This is a genomic window from Streptomyces tateyamensis, from assembly GCF_003205575.1.
Lineage (GTDB): Bacteria > Actinomycetota > Actinomycetes > Streptomycetales > Streptomycetaceae > Kitasatospora > Kitasatospora tateyamensis.
In genome coordinates this window covers 1-18098 of the sequence record NZ_PYBW01000131.1, presented here as the reverse complement: position 1 = coordinate 18098, position 18098 = coordinate 1, and the positions used below count along the sequence as shown (strand labels likewise).

General features: G+C 73.4%; 23 protein-coding genes and 1 pseudogene. 8 read left to right on the top strand and 16 right to left on the bottom strand.

The features are described 5' to 3' along the window. Nucleotides 1–438: 438 nt before the first annotated feature. The 7 genes and pseudogenes from C7C46_RS28380 to C7C46_RS28345 all read right to left on the bottom strand — a co-directional run bounded on the left by C7C46_RS28380 (nt 439) and on the right by C7C46_RS28345 (nt 6656). On the bottom strand, nt 439–1407 hold the full coding sequence (locus C7C46_RS28380) for an NADP-dependent oxidoreductase (RefSeq protein ID WP_110672788.1): 969 nt from the start codon (nt 1405–1407) through the stop codon (nt 439–441). 217 nt (nt 1408–1624) lie between these two features. Further along, nucleotides 1625–2644: pseudogene (locus C7C46_RS28375) on the bottom strand (chitinase); the annotation flags it as partial. 165 nt (nt 2645–2809) lie between these two features. Then, the gene (locus tag C7C46_RS28370; RefSeq protein WP_245985083.1) at nt 2810–4222 is read right to left on the bottom strand and encodes a chloride channel protein; all 1413 of its coding nucleotides are present in this window, start codon (nt 4220–4222) and stop codon (nt 2810–2812) included. A 138-nt stretch (nt 4223–4360) separates the two neighbouring features. Next, nucleotides 4361–4594 (bottom strand): DUF6296 family protein, encoded by a 234-nt coding sequence (locus C7C46_RS28360; protein WP_110672785.1) that lies wholly within the window; start codon nt 4592–4594, stop codon nt 4361–4363. A 13-nt stretch (nt 4595–4607) separates the two neighbouring features. Continuing rightward, nucleotides 4608–4808 (bottom strand): hypothetical protein, encoded by a 201-nt coding sequence (locus C7C46_RS28355; RefSeq protein ID WP_110672784.1) that lies wholly within the window; start codon nt 4806–4808, stop codon nt 4608–4610. Between the two features lie 200 nt (nt 4809–5008). Beyond that, a complete protein-coding gene (locus C7C46_RS28350; protein ID WP_110672783.1) occupies nt 5009–5386 on the bottom strand; it encodes a hypothetical protein in 378 nt (125 codons plus the stop codon). A gap of 202 nt (nt 5387–5588) precedes the next feature. Then, complete coding sequence (locus C7C46_RS28345; protein ID WP_110672782.1) at nt 5589–6656, bottom strand: ROK family transcriptional regulator; 1068 nt, start codon at nt 6654–6656, stop codon at nt 5589–5591. 55 nt (nt 6657–6711) lie between these two features. Here C7C46_RS28345 and C7C46_RS28340 point away from each other — a divergent pair, with 55 nt between their 5' ends. Together C7C46_RS28340 and C7C46_RS28335 are read left to right on the top strand one after the other, a co-directional pair. Next, complete coding sequence (locus C7C46_RS28340; protein ID WP_110672781.1) at nt 6712–7776, top strand: Gfo/Idh/MocA family oxidoreductase; 1065 nt, start codon at nt 6712–6714, stop codon at nt 7774–7776. A gap of 122 nt (nt 7777–7898) precedes the next feature. Beyond that, nucleotides 7899–8354, top strand: coding sequence for a heme-degrading domain-containing protein (locus C7C46_RS28335; protein WP_245985096.1), 456 nt, complete (start codon nt 7899–7901; stop codon nt 8352–8354). Nucleotides 8355–8457: 103 nt separating this feature from the next. Here C7C46_RS28335 and C7C46_RS28330 read toward each other — a convergent pair whose 3' ends face one another. Continuing rightward, a complete protein-coding gene (locus C7C46_RS28330) occupies nt 8458–9177 on the bottom strand; it encodes a hypothetical protein (RefSeq protein ID WP_110672779.1) in 720 nt (239 codons plus the stop codon). Between the two features lie 470 nt (nt 9178–9647). On the opposite strand from C7C46_RS28330, the gene C7C46_RS28325 reads away from it, so the two are divergent. Both C7C46_RS28325 and C7C46_RS28320 read left to right on the top strand, forming a co-directional pair. Then, nucleotides 9648–10175, top strand: a complete 528-nt coding sequence (locus C7C46_RS28325; RefSeq protein WP_181442584.1) for a GNAT family N-acetyltransferase — start codon at nt 9648–9650, stop codon at nt 10173–10175. A 107-nt stretch (nt 10176–10282) separates the two neighbouring features. Continuing rightward, a complete protein-coding gene (locus C7C46_RS28320; RefSeq protein ID WP_342775442.1) occupies nt 10283–10906 on the top strand; it encodes an Imm21 family immunity protein in 624 nt (207 codons plus the stop codon). A 43-nt stretch (nt 10907–10949) separates the two neighbouring features. On the opposite strand, the gene C7C46_RS28315 is transcribed toward C7C46_RS28320, so the two are convergent. Continuing rightward, nucleotides 10950–11333 carry a VOC family protein gene (locus tag C7C46_RS28315; RefSeq protein ID WP_110672778.1) on the bottom strand — a complete coding sequence of 128 codons (384 nt, stop codon included), beginning with the start codon at nt 11331–11333 and terminating at the stop codon, nt 10950–10952. A gap of 20 nt (nt 11334–11353) precedes the next feature. After that, nucleotides 11354–11842: a MarR family winged helix-turn-helix transcriptional regulator gene (locus tag C7C46_RS28310; RefSeq protein WP_110672777.1), complete on the bottom strand. Its 489-nt coding sequence runs from the start codon at nt 11840–11842 to the stop codon at nt 11354–11356. Between the two features lie 128 nt (nt 11843–11970). Between C7C46_RS28310 and C7C46_RS28305 the strand changes: the two genes are divergently transcribed. Next, entirely contained in the window at nt 11971–12345 is a 375-nt protein-coding gene (locus C7C46_RS28305; protein ID WP_110672776.1) for a DoxX family protein, read from the top strand. A gap of 109 nt (nt 12346–12454) precedes the next feature. On the opposite strand, the gene C7C46_RS28300 is transcribed toward C7C46_RS28305, so the two are convergent. Further along, on the bottom strand, nt 12455–13042 hold the full coding sequence (locus tag C7C46_RS28300; RefSeq protein WP_110672775.1) for a hypothetical protein: 588 nt from the start codon (nt 13040–13042) through the stop codon (nt 12455–12457). 280 nt (nt 13043–13322) lie between these two features. On the opposite strand from C7C46_RS28300, the gene C7C46_RS28295 reads away from it, so the two are divergent. The 3 genes from C7C46_RS28295 (at nt 13323) to C7C46_RS28285 (ending at nt 15787) form a co-directional block, all read left to right on the top strand. Next, nucleotides 13323–14027, top strand: coding sequence for a hypothetical protein (locus tag C7C46_RS28295; RefSeq protein WP_110672774.1), 705 nt, complete (start codon nt 13323–13325; stop codon nt 14025–14027). Then, nucleotides 14011–14577 (top strand): DUF6817 domain-containing protein, encoded by a 567-nt coding sequence (locus C7C46_RS28290; RefSeq protein WP_110672773.1) that lies wholly within the window; start codon nt 14011–14013, stop codon nt 14575–14577. Before C7C46_RS28295 ends, C7C46_RS28290 begins: the two co-directional genes overlap by 17 nt. A gap of 229 nt (nt 14578–14806) precedes the next feature. Further along, entirely contained in the window at nt 14807–15787 is a 981-nt protein-coding gene (locus tag C7C46_RS28285; RefSeq protein WP_110672772.1) for a mechanosensitive ion channel family protein, read from the top strand. Here the strand turns inward: C7C46_RS28285 and C7C46_RS28280 are convergent. From C7C46_RS28280 to C7C46_RS28265, 5 genes are all read right to left on the bottom strand, one after another. Then, nucleotides 15780–16079 carry a hypothetical protein gene (locus C7C46_RS28280; protein ID WP_110672771.1) on the bottom strand — a complete coding sequence of 100 codons (300 nt, stop codon included), beginning with the start codon at nt 16077–16079 and terminating at the stop codon, nt 15780–15782. The genes C7C46_RS28285 and C7C46_RS28280 overlap by 8 nt on opposite strands. A 10-nt stretch (nt 16080–16089) precedes the next feature. After that, nucleotides 16090–16251: a hypothetical protein gene (locus C7C46_RS35395; RefSeq protein ID WP_181442582.1), complete on the bottom strand. Its 162-nt coding sequence runs from the start codon at nt 16249–16251 to the stop codon at nt 16090–16092. Between the two features lie 181 nt (nt 16252–16432). Next, entirely contained in the window at nt 16433–16930 is a 498-nt protein-coding gene (locus C7C46_RS28275) for an ATP-binding protein (RefSeq protein ID WP_110672770.1), read from the bottom strand. 10 nt (nt 16931–16940) lie between these two features. Continuing rightward, nucleotides 16941–17336, bottom strand: a complete 396-nt coding sequence (locus tag C7C46_RS28270; protein WP_245985082.1) for an STAS domain-containing protein — start codon at nt 17334–17336, stop codon at nt 16941–16943. 98 nt (nt 17337–17434) lie between these two features. Further along, the gene (locus C7C46_RS28265; protein WP_110672769.1) at nt 17435–17866 is read right to left on the bottom strand and encodes a hypothetical protein; all 432 of its coding nucleotides are present in this window, start codon (nt 17864–17866) and stop codon (nt 17435–17437) included. Nucleotides 17867–18098: the final 232 nt, after the last annotated feature.

Genomic DNA, 18098 nt, shown 5'->3' with positions numbered 1-18098 from the left:
TCCGGCCCAGACTGTGCACACGTGCCGCCCCCCGTACCCCGGGAGAACCCCGGAGGCTGACCCCGGAACAGGGCCCCCAGGACATGGCCTTCGCCCCGGCATGACGGGCTCGGCTTCTCCACTGTTGATCTGACGAGGCTGCAGGGTTCGCTTGATGCTACGGCCCGCGTGCTTGCTCCCTCCGACGAGGCTCTCGACATCCCGCTCAGCCCGCCGCGTCTCCACGACGAACCGGGACCTGCTACCGGGCACTCCGGTGTCTACCCGGACGGGACTCACACCCGCGAGCCTGGACCAGCTTTCAGGACGCAACATGCCGCAGATCCTAGAGGCCGATCCGCACCCGAACCGCTCCAGCCGCGCCCCGTGACCAGGCGTCAGCCGAGGACGCGGGCGAGCACAGCCGCCGCTCTTGTCGTGGGCCGTCCCCGGCCATGCTCAGTCGGTGACCGACAGGACGATCTTGCCTCGCGTCCGCCCGGTCTCGCCGAGGGCGTGGGCGGCGCCGGCCTGTTCCAGGGGGAAGGTCTCGGCCACCTCCACCGCGACCTCGCCCGCGTCGATCAGGGCGGCGATCGTGGTCAGACCGGCGCCGTCCGGCTCGACCAGGAACGGGCTGACCCGCAGGCCGGCCGCCGCGCCCGCGGTGACCAGGTCCGGGGAGACGCCGGACGGGACCGCGATCAGCAGGCCGCCGGGGCGCAGCGTCTTCAGCGCCCGGGTGCTGGTGTTGTCGAGCACGTCGCCGACCAGGTCGAGCACCACGTCGACGTCCTTGACGGCATCCTCGAAGCGGGTGGAGGTGTAGTCGATCACCTCGTCGGCGCCGAGCTCGCGCAGCCAGGGGTGGCGGCCCGCGCTCGCGGTGCCGATCACCTGAGCGCCCAGGTGCCGGGCGAGCTGGACCGCGAAGTGGCCGACCCCGCCGGCGGCGGCCGTGATCAGGACCCGCTGACCGGCCGTCAGGTGGGCCGTGTCGACCAGTGCCTGCCAGGCGGTCAGCGCCGCCAGCGGCACGGCGGCGGCGTGCACGTGGTCAAGGGTGGCGGGCTTACGGGCGAACTGGCGGGCCGGCGCCGTCACGTACTCGGCGTAGCCGCCCGCCGGGCGCGGGAACCACGGGAAGCCGTACACTTCATCGCCCACCTGGTAGAGGGTGGTCCCGAAGCCGACCTGCTCCACCACGCCCGACACGTCCCAGCCGAGCGTGAACGGCGGCTCGCCCAGCACGCCCGCCATGCCGGCCCCGCGCCGGGTCTTCCAGTCCACCGGGTTGACCCCCGCCGCGTGCACCCGCACCCGCACCTCGGTCGGCAGCGGCGCCGGCCGCTCCACCTGCTCGACGCGCAGCACCTCCGGACCGCCGAACCCGTCCTGGACCACCGCGCGCATCGTCTCTGCGGACATCTGTCGTCTCCTTGGAAGCCGTCCTACGGGGGGCCGTTCGCCGACCCTCCGTCCACCTGCAGGACGCTACCCCCGGGGGTGGATTCGCTGTCGTCGTCCGCTACTTCTCCTCGGGAAGTGGCATGTCGAGAAGTGCGCGCACTGCCGCAGCCGAGTACGACCGGGCCCACCGCCCTCGCGGACGGCGGGCCCGGTCGTACTCGGCTCTGCTCGCTCAGCCGGTGAAGGGTTCGAAGGCGTGGCTGAAGTACCAGGAGCTCTGGCCGATCCCGGAGCAACTGTCGGAGCCCGCCGTGCCCACGCAGCCGCCGTTGTCGCGTTGCAGGGCCCACACCGAGAGCTCGTTGATGCCCTTGCTCTTGGCCCAGTTGAGCACGGTGGCCGCGTCCGCGGTGGTGAAGGTCTCCGCCTTGCCGTAGTCGTCGATGCCCTGCATCTCGGTGACGCCGACCATCGCCCACAGCTGGGTGGCGCTCTTGCCGGGGTAGAGCGAGGCGAGGTAGTTCTCCAGGCCCTGGCCGGCGGTCTCGGTGGCCTTGGCCATCTCGATGGTCGCGCCGGTGTAGTAGTCGAAGGTCATGATGTTGACCACGTCGATCCGGGCCTTGTTGGCCACCGCGTTGGCCAGCACCGCGCGGCCGCCGGAGTCGAGGCCGTCGGTGTTGGTCGGCAGGGTGTAGGAGAACTGCACGGTGCGGCCGTTGGCCGCGGCCCACGACTCGACCTGGGCGATCGCCTTGTTGCGGCGGTCGATGCCCGCGGAGTTGGTCAGCGAGTCCTGCTCCACGTCGAGGTCGATGCGGTGCACGTTGTAGGTGGTGACCAGCTTCTCGTACACGGCGGCGATCGAGCTGACGCTGGTGCAGCTGTCGGCGATGTCGGTCTTGGTGGTGTCCGCGGTGTAGCCGCCGAAGGACGGGATCACGTCGCCGCCGGCCGCCTGGATCGACTTGATCGAGGAGCCGAAGGTGGCGGCGGCGATCGGCTGGGAGCTGTCGCCGTTCCAGTAGGCGGTGCAGGAGCCGGTCTCGGCGGTCTGCAGGAACGCCATGGACAGGTACTTGACGCCGGCCTGCTTGGCCAGCGCGGCGGGGTCCTGGCCGTTCCACGCCTCGAAGTACGGGGCGTAGACGTGGGCCGGCAGCGCGGTGGCGGCGTGCGCGGGGGCGGCCGAGAGGCCGAGGACGGCGGCGGCCGCGGTGAGGGTGGAGGTCGCGGCGGCGAGGGCGGTGCGCAGGTGGTGCCTCACGGGGAATCCTTCCTGGAAGGACGTGGGGGGAGGGGCACGGGACGGTGCACTACGTTAAGAAACTTTCCTAACGAGGGTGAAAGGTAGTTCCGCCCGTGACGGGGCGTCAAGAGGCCCGCCCCGTCCGTACCTGCCTTCGGCTGCCGCCCCGGCTCAGAGGGCCGGGGCCCTGCGCTTGAGCAGGGTGGCGACCAGGAAGCTGACAGCGGTGGAGACGATCATCAGCGGGGCCGCGTTCGGGGCGTTGTCGCCGACCAGCAGGACGGCCAGCAGGGTGGCGGTGACGGGCAGGCCGGTGATGGCGGCGCCGGAGGCGGCCAGGCCGATCGAGAGGCCGGCCGCGGTGCCAAGGCCCGGCAGGCCCGAGCAGGCGATGCCGACGGCGGCGCCGATCAGCACGACCGGGAAGATCGGGCCGCCGCGCAGCGAGCCCAGGCTGACGCCCAGGGCCAGGCCCTTGCACAGGACCAGCAGCGCCAGCGCGCCGACACCCCAGGCGTGCGGATCGGCGGCCAGCTGACCGAGCATCACCTGCCCGGACAGCGCGGCCTCCTCCGGCGAGCGGCCGGTGAACAGCGCGTAGGCCGCGGTGCAGACGCCGACCAGCACCGCGCAGACCACCGTCCGGGAAGGGGTGTACTGCCTGGTGAACGCCGCGGTGCTCCAGCCCAGCGACTGCGCGCCGACCACCACCGCCGCGATCAGCGCCGCGATCGGCACCGCCCACAGGAACTCGCCGGCGTCGGGGGTGCCGCTGGGGGGCAGGCTGGGCAGCGCGAGCGCGCCGATACCCAGGCCGGTCCAGTGCCCGAAGCCGGTGAAGACCAGCGCGCCCACCCCGCTCGCCACCAGGCACGGCAGTACCAGCAGCAGCAGTTGCGGGCCGCCCAGCCCGGCTGCCTCCAGCACCATCACGCAGCCGACCACCGGATTGCCGAAGACGGTGGCGATCGCCGCGGTCGAGCCGGCCGTGCCGACGATGGCCGCCGCCTTGGGCCGATCCTCGCGCTGCGCGCGGGCGGCGGCCATCAGGGCGAGCCCACTGCCGATCGCCATCAGCGGTACCTCCGGACCGAGCGAGGTGCCGAGCGGCAACGCGATCAGTGCGGCCAGCACGACCGAGGGCAGCGCCTTGGGCGGCTGCGGCGGACCGCCCAGGCCCTTCACCGGCAGGTGGCCGCCGTGGCCGGTCATCCACCTGAGCACCGGGGCGACCAGTACCCCGGCCAGCGCCAGGGTCGGCAGCGGCCACCACCACGGAGCGCGGGCGAAGCCGAGCCGGTCCGGCAGCGACTCCCAGACCCAGTGCTGCAGTTCGTGCTCCAGGCTGAGGAACCCGAACGCCACCAGCGAGACCGGGACGCCGATCAGCGCGGCGAGCAGCAGCAGCTTCAGGTAGCCGGGGCTGCGCAGCATCGCCTTGAGCTGCACCGCCCCCGGGGCCTCGGCTCCGCCCGCAGGCGCCGGGTCGGACACCGTCGGCGGCTCGGACACGGTCGTCGGGTCGGACGCGGTCGTCGGGTCGGACGCGGTCGTCGGGTCGGACGCGGTCGTCGGGTCGGACACCGACCGCTCCGGAGGGCCCGCGTTCGGGGGAGTTGCCTGCTCGGACGCCATGGACACAGCCTCACCCGGGTGGGTCCCATGGGCCGCGTGGACGTAGCCGACAATCCGACCTATCACCCGCACGGCCCACGCGATGGCTCACCCGGAGTCGTCGTCCAGCCGTCGGCTCGCCGTCGGGTGGCGCGGGTGCTGGTGGAAGCTGGTCGGCAGCATCACCATCTCACCGTGCTCGTCGATCTCCACCTGGATGATCTCGGTGACGTCCCGGTAGACCCGGGCGCCGTGCGGGCCGATCGCCTCGGTGGGGTGCACGACCACCACGTCGCGGTGGCCGTCCTCCCCCTCGAAGGTGAGCTCGTAGCTGGGCGTCATCCCGGGCTCCCGCCTACCGCTCGGCTTCGGCCCGGACGAGCCCGGCGGGCGGTGCTGGCACCGGCACCGGCACCGCGTCGACCAGCACCGGGTGGGTCGGCGAGCCGCGCCGCGGGGTGCGGAACCGGTCCAGCACTCCGCCGGCCGCGACCGGCGCGGTGGTCTGCAGGTCCCCGATCGGGCCGTGGTCGGCGATCGGCGGATAGCGGTCCATGTCGTCTCCTTCACGCGGCAACCCCTTGCCACGCTAGGCGGCCCGCGGCACCCCGGCATCCGGAGCGCTGGGCTGGTCAGACCGTGGGCGATGGCCCGTCAGGCCGTGGGCGACGGTCCGTCAGGCCGTGCGCGACGGTCCGTCAGGACCACGCCGCGCCGCGGACGCGGGTCGGCCCGCCGGCGCGGGCCCGGCCCCGCTTACTCCGACTGAGCCGTCGGCGCGGGCCGGAACTCGTGCACCACCTCGATCGTGCCGACCAGGTGCGCGTTGAACTCGTCGAGCTCCTCCGCCGGGACCCACAGCTCCAGGATGGTCCGACCGCCCGCCTGCTGGACGGGGTAGCGGCGCAGGAACTCGGTCTCCACCTCGAACCGGGTCACGTACCCGACGCCGCTGTGCGGGACGTTCCAGTCCCGGGCGATCCGGATCGCGTAGTCCTCGTTGAGCACCGGGTAGAAGATCGGCTGCTCCGGCAGCCGCGGCGGCCAGGCGCGCCAACCGGACTCCCGTACCAGCGCCAGCTCCTCGGGGCCGGTCGGGCGCCACAGGGTCGTCGTCGGTCGGCTGCTGGTCATCGGGGATCGCTCTCGCTGCACGTCGCAGGCCACCGGCGCGGCTGCTGGAAGCCTGGACGATACCCACTCCCCCGGGCCCCTGGCCAGCGGGTTTCCTCCCGAACCGGCCGGCACCCAGCTGGGACCAGCCGGGACCAGCCGGGTGGCGGGTCGCGCCGGGTCGTCCGGCGGGGTGACGTGCGCCCGAGCGGCTGAGGAGCCGTCAGCCGAAGACCCCGGCCAGCACCACGCCCGCCGCGCCCAGCGGGATCGCCGCCCACGGGGCCCGGGTGAGGGTGACGGACTGCCAGGCCGGGTCCGGCAGCCGGTCCGCGAGTTCGGCACGGATCGCCGCCTCGAACCGGTCCGGCGCGCCCAGCAGCACGTCGCCGCCCAGCACGACCTCCTCCAGGTCGAGCAGCCGGACCAGGTTGGCCACGCCCACGCCCAGCACCCGGGCCGCCCGGTCGGGCCGGCCCTCGCGCAGTGCGGCCAGGCAGACCGCCTCCAGGCAGCCTCGCGCCCCGCACGCGCACGGCGGCCCGGCCAGCTCCACGCACTGGTGGCCGAACTCCCCCGCGTTGGTCCGCGCACCGCGCTGCACCCGGCCGCCGAGCACCAGCCCCGCCCCGACCCCGTCGCCCAGGTAGACGAACGCCCGGTTCTCGGCACCCAGTCGGCCCAGCACCCCGGCCGTGGTGTCCTTCTCCACCAGCACCGGCAGCCCGACCCGGGCCGCCAGTTCCGCGCCGACCCGTACCCCGCGCCACCCGGGCAGCCCGGTGACCTCGTGCAGCACTCCGCTGCGGGTGTCCAGCGGCCCGGGGCAGGCGAGGCCGACCCCGAGCACCCGGTCGGCGGCCACGTCCGCCGTCAACTCGCCGACCAGCTCGGCCAGTCGGTCCAGCACCGGGCCCGGCTCGCCACGCAGGTCCACCGCCTCCCGCCGGGAGCCGGTGACGGAGCCGGCCAGGTCCACCCGCAGCACCCGCAGGCCGTCCCGCCCGAGCTGGGCGCCCAGCGCGCAGCGCGCGTCGGGAACCAGGGTGAGTAGCGTGCGCGGCTTGCCAGGACCGCCGCCGACCCGGCCGGCCTCGGTGAGCAGGCCGTCCGCCAGCAGCCGCCCGGTGATCTTGCTGATCGCCTGCGCCGTCAGCCCGGTGTGCGCCGCGAGCTGCACCCGGCTGACCCCCTCGGCCCCGCACCCGCGCACGGCCCGCAGCACGGTGGCGTCGTTGCGGTCCCGGACCAGGCTGAGGTTGAGCGCGGAGTCGGCGGCGTCGGTCGTCATCCCCTGATTATGCCGGAGCTTGCCAGTTAATCTACGCTGTTGCTTAACTGGATCCATGGACTTCCAGGACTCCCAGCAACTGAACGTCGGCCTGATCGGCTACGGCCTGGCCGGCTCGGTCTTCCACGCACCCCTGATCGCCACCACCGCGGGCCTGCGCCTGGCCGCGGTGGTGACCGGCCACCCCGAGCGCCAGGCCCAGGCCCGCCGAGAGCACCCGGACACCACCGTCCTCGCCGACCCGCAGGAGCTGTGGGCGGCGGCTCCCCAGCTCGACCTGGTCGTGGTCGCCTCCCCCAACCGCAGCCACCTCCCGCTCGCCACCGCCGCCCTCACCGCGGGCCTGCCGGTGGTCGTGGACAAGCCGCTCACCGCCACCGCCGCCGAGGGCGAGCAGTTGGTCCGACAGGCGCAGGAGCGCGGGCTGCTGCTCAGCGTGTTCCAGAACCGCCGCTGGGACGGCGACTTCCGCACCGTCCAGGAGCTGGTCCGCTCCGGCCGCCTCGGCACGGTGCACCGCTTCGAGTCCCGGTTCGAGCGCTGGCGCCCCGAACTCAAAGGCGGCTGGCGCGAGTCGGGCGATCCGGCCGAGGTGGGCGGACTGCTCTACGACCTCGGGGCGCACCTGGTCGACCAGGCGCTCACCCTGTTCGGCCCGGCCGTGCGGGTCTACGCCGAACTGGACGCCCGGCGGGCCGGCGCCCAGAGCGACGACGACAGCTTCGTCGCCCTCAGCCACGCCGACGGCACCCGCTCGCACCTGTGGATGAGCGCGACCGCCGGTGAACTCGGCCCGCGCTTCCGGGTGCTGGGCTCGACCGGCGCGTACGTCTGCCACGGTCTGGACGGCCAGGAGGACGCGCTGCGGACCGGCCGCACCCCCGCCGACCCCGACTGGGGCATCACCGCCCGCGAGCACTGGGGCAGCCTGCACTCCGGGGACGCCGAGCAGCCGGTCGCCACGCTGCCGGGTGCCTACCAGGAGTACTACGCGGGCATCGCCGCCGCCCTGCGCGGCCGGGGGCCCGCGCCGGTCGACCCGCGCGAGGCGGTCGCGGCGCTGCGAGTCCTGGAGGCGGCGCAGCAGTCCGCCCGGACCGGGCAGGCGGTGGCGCTGTGAGCGCGGGCGCCGCGACTGATGGCGCAGGAGGCACGGGCGCTCCGACCCCGAGCGCTACGACCCCGAGCGCTGCGACTGCCGGCGCTACGACCCCGAGCGCACCGCCCCCGACCGTCGCGGAGCTGGAGCAGCAGCACCGCGACCTCCGCTTCCCCTCCTTCGACCTGGATGACGCCTGGCGGCTCGGCACGCTGATCGTCGAGCTGGCCCGGGAACGGGGCCTCGCGGTCACCGTCGACCTGCACCACGGCGAGCAGCAGGTGTTCCACGCGGCCCTGCCCGGCACCAGCGCGGACAACGACGACTGGATCCGCCGCAAGGCCGCCGTGGTCCGCCGCTTCGGCGAAGCCTCCTACCTGGTCGGCGAGCGCCACCGTCAGTGGGGCCGCCCTTTCGCCCTCGACCCGTCCCGCTACGCCGCCCACGGCGGTTCGTTCCCGCTGCTGGTCCACGGCACCGGCCCGGTCGGCACCGTCACGGTCTCCGGCCTGCCGCAGCTGGCGGACCACCAACTGGTGACGGAGTGCCTGGCCCTTTTCCTGACGCAGCGCCAGGATGAGGAACGCGAGCGGGCGTAGCAGGCGGCCGGGAGGGCCCTGAGGGCCCGCCCGGCGCCGCGCTCGGCTGCGGGGCGCGGCTGCCGCGCTCAACTACAGCGCTCGACTACGGCGCAGTGTGCAGTCAGCGCGAAGCCGCATGGACCAGTTGGACGAAGGCGATCCCTCCGGCCACCAGGAGGGCGACGGTCACTGCGGTCGCCCCCAGCGCGCCGGACACACCGCTCGGCCGGCCTCGGCCTGGGCTCTCTCCGCGACGCTTGGCCGAGCGGGCAGGCAGCAGGCTCGGCTCCGCCCAGAGATAGGCGAAGAAGCCGAATCCCGTCAGCAGACAGATCCCCAGCCAGGTCCCACGCACGGTCGCCGGCTTCCGGTCGTCGAGCAGGAGGTGGCCGATGATCAGCAGTCCGGTGGCGCAGGCGCCGACGCCCAGCGGCGACCATCCGAGGATGCGCGGATAGAGCACCGACACGAGCAGGCTGAGCCCACCGAACCCGTAGGCCGGATCGAAGGGCTGGAACCGGACGGTGGTACCGCTGCCCGCGACCTGCTGCTCGACCACCCGCTCGAACTCGTCGATCGGGCCGGCGAGGCCGGGGTCCCCGTAGCGGACCTGATAGGTCTCCGTCTTGTGCACGAACACGGCGGTCGTCCACTGGACGAACACCCGCGAGCCGTCGGTGTCCACCTGGACCACCGACGTGCGGTGGGAGCGGAGGTCCGCGACGAGTTCCGCCTGGCTGGAGCGCACGGGGAACACCAGGGCCAGCACCGCCAGGTAGCTGCCCACCAGGACCAGCAAGCCGACCCACCTGGTCGGCGCGCCGAAGATGCGGTCGAGCATCCGGGGGTCCTTCACTGCCCAGCTGCGCCCAGGAGAACCGCTGCCAGGCACAACCGAGGACCCGGGTACCTGACGCATGCCCTACCCCCTCACGCACCGGCCGGCCGCGAGGCAGCTCCTCGCAAGCACCTCTGCACGCCGATCGGTCCGGGGTCAGCCTGCCACAGATATTGAACGCGTTCAATTCTCTTGGCTCTCCGTCAGCCTCGGTACCGTCTCCCGTGTGCTGACAGGCCGCCCATTTCGGCCTGGAGCCCGCGATCGACGGGCACGGCCTGGCCGGTTCGATCAGGGGCAGCGTGACGGACGCGGTCCGGGATCCACGTCCCGTTGGCCCGTCCGATCGCGCTTCCGACAGGGCGAAATCCCGTAATCGGCTGTCGCAAGGGCCTCCGGAGTGGCTAGGTTCCGGTCACTGAACTGAGGTGCTGGGGAGCGAACGTGACTGCTGAGGGTGGGCAATGAGCGAGATGCCGGATCAGGTGAATGGGCCCGAGGTGCGGATCAGGCCCTGGGTGGATGGCGACCTTGCCCTGCTGCGGCGCGTGAACACCCCGGTGATGAAGAAGCATGTGGGCGGCCCGGAGACCGACGAGCAGGTCCTGGCACGTCACCAGCGGTACCTGAACTTCGTAGCAACGGGTGCTGGCTGTATGTTCAGCATCCTCCTGGGGACGGAGCGCGAAGCGGTCGGCACCATCGGCTATGCAGAACGCCTGTGGAACGGTGAACGCGTGTATGAGATCGGCTGGAACGTCCTGCCTCCGTTCCAGGGCAGAGGTATTGCGGTCGCCGCCGCAGCGGCGGCCGTCGCGAGTGCGCGGTCGGAGCGGAAGCACAGCCACCTTCATGCCTTCCCGTCCGTCGACAACCCGGCATCCAACGCCATCTGTCGCAAGGCCGGCTTCTCGCTCCTTGCGGAGTGCGACTTCGAATTCCCCCCGGGCAGGTTCATGCGAAGCAACGACTGGTGTCTGGACCTCACAGCAACACCGTGAGGCGGGGAGTTCGTTCAGGGACGACGTGTCCGCCGGGGGTGCGACACCCGTGAGCTCTGGACGCCGGCTTCTGCCATCTTGCGACGGTCTGTCAGGCCTGAAGGCTCGTGGTCAGCGGCCCCAGGGATACTGCCGTGGTGACAACGTTCTTCTCCACCACAACCGACCTGAGCGAACCCTCCCCCACCTGGGTCGAGTCGATGGGCGGCCCGCTGATCGTCGTGCCGGTTTCCGCCCTGACCAGTTGGCAAGGTTGTACCCAGTCCGGGATGGTCGTCGGCACCGGTGACGTTCGGGACGACTACGACCGCGCCTGCGCGGTGGAAGGTCCGGCCGGCGTGATCGCCGTCGGCGAGGAGGGCGCACACGGACTTGTCCTGGCGGACGAGCCTGCCGACAGCTGCTATCTGCCGGAACACCGGGCCTTCGTCCGCTGGTTGGGCGCCAACAGCGAGGCCGATCTGTTCACCGCGGCCCAGGCCGTGCTTGCCGACCCCACCACCGTGTGGGAGGAGTGCGGTACCTGGGAGACGGATGGTCCCGCGGTGCTCATGGACTCCGTGACAGCCGGGACCGAGCTCAGCGTCGAGTACCCGAACGGCGGAAACCTGCCGGAGCACGCCCCCGTCGCTCTGCCGCCCGGGAGCTGGATGGTCCGCGCCGTCCACGCCTCGCCCATCGAGGACACCTCGGTGGGCGTTGTCCACCTGCTGTCTCGGCCCTCGAACTGAGCGCGTGGCACTGAGGCGGTATGGAGGGTCCCTGCTCAGCAGCTCAGACCGGGTCGATCCGGGTGCGCAGCAGGCAGAACTCGTTGCCCTCGGGGTCGGTCAGGACCTGCCAGCTCTCGGTGCCGGTCTGGCCGACGTCGGCGGGGCGGGCGCCGAGGGCGAGCAGGCGGGCCAGTTCGGCGTCCTGGTCGTGGTCGGTGGGGTTGACGTCGATGTGCAGGCGCAGCTTGCCGGTTCGCGGGTCGGCGCTGGGGCTGAACAGCAGGGTGGGTTGCGGGCCGCCCCAGCCGGCCTCCGGCGGGCCGATCTGGATGCTGCCGTCGGCCTCGCGGTCGAGCTCGACGAAGCCCAGCACCTCGCGCCAGAAGGCGGCCAACCGCTCGGGGTCGGCGCAGTCGACGATCAGCTCGGTGATGCGGCAGGCCATGTCGGGGAGTCTACGCGCCGTCAGTCCCGGCCACCGGGACAGGACCTGGCCGGGCCGATCGCGGCGTTGATCCGGCGGCTGATCTCCGTCAGCTGCTTGTGCTGCGCCTTGCTCAGCGGCTCCACGAACAGGCGGCGGACTTCGGCGACGTGACCCGGCGCGGTGGCGACCACCTTCTCCCAGCCCGGCTCGGTGAGCACGGCCAGGGTGCAGCGACCGTCCTCGAGGTCCGGGCGGCGGTGCAGCCAGCCCTTGGCCTCCAGGCGCTTGGCCGTGTGCGAGAGGCGGGAGAGCGAGCAGGCGGCGAACTCGGCCAGATCGCTCATCCGCAAGGTCCGGTCCGGGGCCATCGAGAGGCCGGCCAGCACCTGGTACTCGAAGTGCGAGAGGGCGGCGTCCCGCTGCAACTGGGTGTCCAGCGCGGCGTTGAGGCGGACCGACATGATGGCCAGCGCGAGCCAGGCGTCCAGTTCCTGATCGTCCAGCCAGCGGGGCTCCTCCGTGTCCATACCCGCCACCCTAGCCCACCGCGCGCGGGCGTCCGGCTCGAAGATTTGCTTGACACTTCAAGGAAGCGGCCCTACCTTTCGGCTGACTATTCAGTTGACCCTTCAACTTACCGTGTGGAGTCCTCCCCATGAACATCACCCTGTGGATCATCGCGAGCGTGCTCGCCCTCGCCTTCCTCGGCGCCGGGGCGATGAAGCTGTCGCAGCCGCGCGAGAAGCTCGTCGCCTCCGGCATGGGCTGGGCGCAGGACTTCTCGGCGGGCGCCGTCAAGGCGATCGGCGCGGTGGAACTGCTGGGTGCGCTCGGGCTGGTGCTCCCGGCCGCGCTGCACATCGCCCCCGTGCTGGTCGCGTGGGCCGCCACCGGGCTCGCGGTCACCATGGTCGGAGCGGTCCTCGTGCACCTGCGCCGGGGCGAGGCCAAGCAGGTCGCGCCGAGCGCGGTGCTGCTCCTGCTGGCCGTCGTGGTCGCCTGGGGGCGCTTCGGGCCGTGCCAGTTCTGAGTTCTGGACCATGGGCCATGGGCCATGAGCCGCCCGGGGGCCGTCGGGCGGGTCAGCGGCCGGTCAGAGGCTGGGCGGCCGAGCGATCAGGGCGGGATCAGGGCGGGGATCAGGCAGGCTCCCAGCGCCACTTGTTGTTGTCCCGGCAGATGATGGGGTTGCCGCGACCGTCGATGCCGGTCACGCCGTGGTCCGTGGCGCGGCAGAACTCGCCCGGCAGGTAGCAGTGTCCGGCGTTGGTGAGGGGGTGGCAGGCGGCACCGCCCGGGTCGGGCGGCGTGGTCGGAGCGACCGGGGCAGCCGGCGTGGTCGGGGTGACGGGCTTGGCGGGGGCGGCCGGCTTGGCCGCGGCGGTCGGCTTCGCCGCCGCCGGCGTGGTGGCCACCGGCGGCGGGGCGTCGGTGGCCGCGGGCGGGCTGCTGGGTTCCGGCGCTGCCGCCGGTGCCGTGGTGGGCGCCGGCACTGTGGCGGGTGCCGTGGAGTGCCAGGAAACGGCCGGCGCCGGCCGGCTGGACACGGTGTCCGCCTGCTTCCCGCCGGCGAGCGCGCCGACGGCCGCGAACAGTACCAACAGGCCCACCAGGCCCAGGCAGCCGAGCCCGGCTATCTTGCCGGCTTTGGGCTTGCCGCCCGCGCGTGGGGGACGGGACCGGGTCGGCGCGGCCCAACCGGGGCGGCCGGGATCGAAGTTGCTCATGGGTGCCTTCACTGTTCCTCGGGGCAGAGGCGATCAGCCTGGCAAGGACATCTGAGGCGCCGTCAGGATGTGGTCGAGCCGTTATGCCCTCGCGACGCATTCGTGAGGGTCGCGGCCGACCCTTCGCGATCCCTACTTCTCCTGGGGTACCCGCAGTTGCTCCGCGCGTGGGACGACCGGGCCGCGCCGATGGCGTGTCCTGATGCGGACGGTTCGAGCGAGGAGGAGTCACGGGATGGGGACGGGGATGGGGACGGGGACGGGGATGGGGACAGGGCCAGTGGCGGGGACGGGGATCGCGACCGAAGGGCGGCGCGGCTGGCGGCTCGGCGGCCCGGGCTTCGTGGTGGGCTTCGTGGCGAGCCTGGTCGCGGGGGCCGTGCTGGCCCGCAGTTCGCTCTACCTGCCCGGCGCGGGCGCCGCCGAACTGCGCGTCTACTACGGTGCGAGCGGCCTCGCGGTGGTGGTCGCCGCGCTGCTCCAACTCCTCGCTGCGGCCGGGTTGCTGTGGTTCGGACTGGGGTTGTCGTCGGCCGTCGGCGCGGACCGCCGGGCCAGGTACGCGAGCTGGCTGGCCGCAGCCGCGTTCGCCGGCTCGGCCGTGCTCTCACTCGCCCTCGCCGGACTCGCCCACGGCGCGGGCGAGGGCACGCTCGTGGCGTCGGCCCGGCTGGCCCTGGCGCTGGGCGGCCCGCTGCACCTGGCGGGGCTGGCCGGGCTGCTCCGCTACGGCTCGCGGACCGCGCAGGACGCCGGGCGCGGGCCGCGCTGGGTGCTGCGCTTCGGCACTCTGGTGGCGCCGCTCCTGCTGCTGTCACTGGTCTCGCTCGCCCTGCCCGCCGCGACCCGGGTGGAGCCGCTGTGGCGCCTGCTGGCCGCGGTCTGGCTGGTCACGGTCGGTGTGACCGGCCTGCCGCGCGGTGAGCGGGAGTTGCCCCCGGCACCGCGCCCCGCGTACAACTCGTCAGGTGAGCGCCATTCCTGACGAACCCGCATCCGACGACCGGCCGGCCCTCGACTTCCTGCGCTCGCACGGCGCGGCGGAGCTGGCCCACCCGGGCGGCACCCTGCTGGAGCACCTGGTCCGGGTGCGCGAGCGCCTCGCCGACTGGGGCGCGCCGCGGGAGGTGTGCCTGGCCGGGCTGTGCCACGCCGCCTACGGCACCGACGGCTTTCCGGCCGCGCTGCTGCCGACGACCGAACGCGGCACCCTGGCCGAGCTGATCGGCGACCGTGCCGAGGCACTGGTGTACCTGTACGCGAGCTGCGACCGGGCCCTCAGCTATCCGCGCCTGGGCGAGAGCGGGCGGCCACTGTTCCTGGACCGGTTCACCGGGTCCGAACATCGGGTAGAGGCTGAGGAGTTGCGCGCGTTCCTGGCGATCACGGCCGCCAACGAGCTCGATGTCTTCGCGCACAACGCGGAGCTGGCCGCCCGCTACGGCGCGGCTCTGCACCGCCTGCTGGCGCCGCTCCACGACCTGCTGCCGCCCGCCGCCCGGCGGGAGCTGGACACCCTGGGTTCGGAGCGGTAAGCCGGATCGGCCCAGAAGTCCACCCGGTCGATCAGCCCGTCCCGCACCCGATAGGCCACCAGGTCGCGCACGGCTCCGCCGTGATGCCGTGCGCGACCTCGTGGTCCACCACCCACACGCCCTCGGTGAGCCGACCGGGGTCCCGGCCCGGCAGCGGGGTGTTTGGATCGGGTCGCAGCGGCAAGACGGTGCCGGAAGGTTCGGCGGATCGGATGGCGGAGGGAGAGCGATGCGCTGGTGGAACTCTGATCAGCACCACGGCCGTTGGGGAACCGGCGGGCTACCCGGCATCCTGCGCCGGTGTCAGCGCCCGCTCGGGGCGCTGCTCAGTTGCGGACTGGCGCTGCTGGCGCTGCCGTGGCTCGGCGCGCCGCCCGGAGCCCGGGCCGGGATCCAGCACCTGCTGGTGCTGCTGACCCTGGCCTGCAGTGGGTGGCTGGGGGTCCGCGCGGTGGGCCTGCTGGTGGACGGCGCGCTGCACCTGGCCGTGCACCGCCGCGACCCGGCCTGGGCCGGGCGGGCCCGCACCCAGGCCAGCCTGGTCGGGCGGATCTGCCAGCTGGTGGTCGCCCTGGCCGCACTGGGCGCGATGCTGATGACCTTTCCCACCGTGCGCGGGGTCGGCACCAGCCTGCTCGCCTCGGCCGGCCTGGTCGGCGTGCTGGCCGGGGTGGCCGCGCAGAGCACCCTGGCCAACCTGGTCGCCGGGGTGCAGATGGCCTTCGGCGACCTGGCCCGGATCGGCGACGTCGTGGTGGTGGCCGGGGAATGGGGCACGGTCGAGGAGATCACCCTCACCTGCGTGGTCATAGCCACCTGGGACCAGCGGCGGCTGATCATGCCGATGTCCTACTTCGTCAGCCGCCCGTTCGAGAACTGGTCGCGCCGCTCCAAGCGGATCACCGGCACGGCGCTGCTCCACCTCGACCACCGCGCCCCGGTGGCCCAGCTGCGCGAGGAGTTCGAGGCCTATCTGGCCAAGAACGAGCTCTGGGACGGCGAGGGCAGCGCCCTGCAGGTGGTGGACACCACGCCCAGCACCATCGTGGTCCGGGCGCTGGCCACCGCCGCCGACGGGGCCGACGCCTTCGAGCTCCGCTGCCAGCTGCGGGAGCACCTGATCGGCTACCTGTGCGAGAACCACCCGGACGCGCTGCCCCGGGTCACGGTGGCCGACCCCGCCGACTGCACAGCCGGCTCGGCTACTTGAGCTTGCTGCGACCGGTGGCGGCCCGGCTGACCCGCCGGGTCCGGGCCGGCCTGCTGGGGCGCACGTCGGGGCGCGGCGGCTGCTCCTCGGCCTGCGGGACACCGGTCCGCAGCCGGGCTGCGGCGAGCGCCAGCGCGACAGCGGCCGGGTTCTCGGTGATGCCCCGGGCGGCGGCCGCGACGTGGTGGCGGTTGCACCAGAGCGGGCTGGCCGCCCGGCCGTCGGACCAGGCCAGGCCCTCCGGCGGGAGGTAGAGGACGCCGCAGACGGTGCACTGGAAGACGAGGCGCATCGAGGTCTCCCTACTGGATCCGGCCGGAGCCGTGGCAGGTGCTGCAGGGCCCGGTGAAAGTCTCGGTGGTGGGTTCCTGGCTGCCGTCCGGCCTGGTCACGACGGTGTGCCGGGTCTGGGTGGTGACCCCGGCACCGCCGCACGCGTAGCAGGGGATCGGCTGCTGACTCATGTGACTGACGGTACTCCCGCGGCTACCCGGTTGTCAGCCGGTCCGACCGGGTGCCGTCCGACGGCCCGTCAACCCGTCCAGGCGACCGGCGTCGCGGCCCCCGGCCCAGCCGGGCGCCACCGGCCGGACGGGGGACGCGGAGGCGTCAACAGGGACGGGTGAGGCGGCGCACTCCTCGCGGTCAGGCACGCGGCTGCGGCCACCCGCTGCCGTCGACCGCCGCCCCGGGCTCGGTGGTGCGGGCGGGGCCGGCCACCTCCAGCCAGACCGCCTTGCCGCGGGTGTCCAGCTCGACCCCCCAGGAGCGGGCCAGGCGGTCGACCACGCGCAGGCCGTGCCCGCCCGGGTTGCCCGGCTCGGCCGGTGACCGCAGCCGGGGCGGCCGGGCGCTCCCGTCGCTCACCGTGACCCGCAGCCGCTCGCCGTTCCAGCTCAGCCGGAGCAGGCGCGGGCCGCCCGGGGCGTGCAGGCAGGCGTTGGTGACCAGTTCTGACACCATCAGCAGCACGTCCTCGGCCACCGCCTGCTGTTCCTCGTCGGCGGTCGGCAGCCAGCGCCAGTCCAGCAGGGCCTGCCGGCTGAAGTCCCGGCAGCGCTGGACCGCGCCACGGCTCTGCACGAGGACCAGGCTCCTGGTCTCGTCCGGCCGGGGCGCGGTGAGCGGATCGGTGCTCGACATCACGGACACCTCACCCGGGGGTCCGGCCGGGCGAGTGGGGCTCGCGCACCGCCGCCTCGACATCTTTGGTCACCGTCAGCACCTCGTCGGCGCCGGTGATCGCGAACAGCCGGGCGACCGCCGGGCGCAGGCCCGCCACCACCAGCTCCACCCGAGGTTGCAGGTCCAGGCGGGTGCGCAGCAGCTGGTTGAGCCCGCTGGAGTCGCAGAAGCCGGTACCGCTGAGGTCGATGACCACCCGGGCCAGCCCGTCCATCGGTTCGGCGAGCGCCTCGGCCAGCAGGGCGACGGTGTCGTGGTCCAGCTCCCCCGTCACCGCGACCACCCGCGCGTCCCCCGATCGCCGCACGGCCACGCTCAACCGCGCTGCCTCCTGCGGCTCCACCTCGGGTCCTTCTGCTGACATGCCGGCCTCCGGTCCGATTCGGTCAGTGCACTCCTCTCCCATCATGGGGTGCCTGCCCTGCCCCGACTCGGGAAAACACGGCGGGACGGGGCCGGTATTCACGGCTCGCCACCGAAGCGGTGCCGCCACTCGCGGGCTCGGGCGTTGTGCCAGTCGACCCCGGACTGGGCCTGCTGCGGCGAGAGGTCGCAGGCGACCGCGAGCGCCTCCAGGGTGACCGGCCCGTCGGTCTGCGCCAGCTCGCGGCAGACCTTGGCGGCCCACAGCTCCTCCGGCTGGAAGGGCCGGCGGCGGTAGACCTCCACCAGCTGCGCCAGGTGGTCGATCGAGCAGGCGGTGAGGAGCCGCTTGCCGTCGCCGCGCGGATCGGCGTCGTTGATCGCCGAGGAGTCGGGGACCAGCGCGTAGAGCTCGTCCGCCTCGTCCTCGATCGTCACGCCGCACTCGTCGCACAGCTCCGGCAGGTCAGGTTCGCCGTACCCGTCCTCGTCCTCGTCCCAGCCGTCCCCGGGCCGGTTGGTGTCGTCCATGCCCGGCGGCTACCCGGACCGCCCGCCGCAAACCCGGCCGGCCCGGGTTGTCGCACCCGAACGGGCCGGCGGGGCGGCGGCGGCCGTTTCGGGCCCCCCCGCCCCCGGGCGCGGGGGGGGCGGGGGGGGGTGGTGGGGGGGGGGGGGGTCCCGGACGCGGGTGGGGTGGGGAGGGCTCTGGTCCGGGGGGCTTTCTGGGGTGCCGCGTTCCCGGCCGTGGGGGGGGGGGGGG

Bases quoted from the DNA above. Each gene is read 5' to 3' on its own strand.
- C7C46_RS28380 (WP_110672788.1), bottom strand. From the start codon at position 1,407: ATGTCCGCAGAGACGATGCGCGCGGTGGTCCAGGACGGGTTCGGCGGT.
- C7C46_RS28360 (WP_110672785.1), bottom strand. From the start codon at position 4,594: ATGACGCCCAGCTACGAGCTCACCTTCGAGGGGGAGGACGGCCACCGC.
- C7C46_RS28355 (WP_110672784.1), bottom strand. From the start codon at position 4,808: ATGGACCGCTATCCGCCGATCGCCGACCACGGCCCGATCGGGGACCTG.
- C7C46_RS28350 (WP_110672783.1), bottom strand. From the start codon at position 5,386: ATGACCAGCAGCCGACCGACGACGACCCTGTGGCGCCCGACCGGCCCC.
- C7C46_RS28345 (WP_110672782.1), bottom strand. From the start codon at position 6,656: ATGACGACCGACGCCGCCGACTCCGCGCTCAACCTCAGCCTGGTCCGG.
- C7C46_RS28340 (WP_110672781.1), top strand. From the start codon at position 6,712: ATGGACTTCCAGGACTCCCAGCAACTGAACGTCGGCCTGATCGGCTAC.
- C7C46_RS28330 (WP_110672779.1), bottom strand. From the start codon at position 9,177: ATGCTCGACCGCATCTTCGGCGCGCCGACCAGGTGGGTCGGCTTGCTG.
- C7C46_RS28325 (WP_181442584.1), top strand. From the start codon at position 9,648: ATGCCGGATCAGGTGAATGGGCCCGAGGTGCGGATCAGGCCCTGGGTG.
- C7C46_RS28315 (WP_110672778.1), bottom strand. From the start codon at position 11,333: ATGGCCTGCCGCATCACCGAGCTGATCGTCGACTGCGCCGACCCCGAG.
- C7C46_RS28310 (WP_110672777.1), bottom strand. From the start codon at position 11,842: ATGGACACGGAGGAGCCCCGCTGGCTGGACGATCAGGAACTGGACGCC.
- C7C46_RS28305 (WP_110672776.1), top strand. From the start codon at position 11,971: ATGAACATCACCCTGTGGATCATCGCGAGCGTGCTCGCCCTCGCCTTC.
- C7C46_RS28300 (WP_110672775.1), bottom strand. From the start codon at position 13,042: ATGAGCAACTTCGATCCCGGCCGCCCCGGTTGGGCCGCGCCGACCCGG.
- C7C46_RS28285 (WP_110672772.1), top strand. From the start codon at position 14,807: ATGCGCTGGTGGAACTCTGATCAGCACCACGGCCGTTGGGGAACCGGC.
- C7C46_RS28280 (WP_110672771.1), bottom strand. From the start codon at position 16,079: ATGCGCCTCGTCTTCCAGTGCACCGTCTGCGGCGTCCTCTACCTCCCG.
- C7C46_RS35395 (WP_181442582.1), bottom strand. From the start codon at position 16,251: ATGAGTCAGCAGCCGATCCCCTGCTACGCGTGCGGCGGTGCCGGGGTC.
- C7C46_RS28275 (WP_110672770.1), bottom strand. From the start codon at position 16,930: ATGTCGAGCACCGATCCGCTCACCGCGCCCCGGCCGGACGAGACCAGG.
- C7C46_RS28270 (WP_245985082.1), bottom strand. From the start codon at position 17,336: ATGTCAGCAGAAGGACCCGAGGTGGAGCCGCAGGAGGCAGCGCGGTTG.
- C7C46_RS28265 (WP_110672769.1), bottom strand. From the start codon at position 17,866: ATGGACGACACCAACCGGCCCGGGGACGGCTGGGACGAGGACGAGGAC.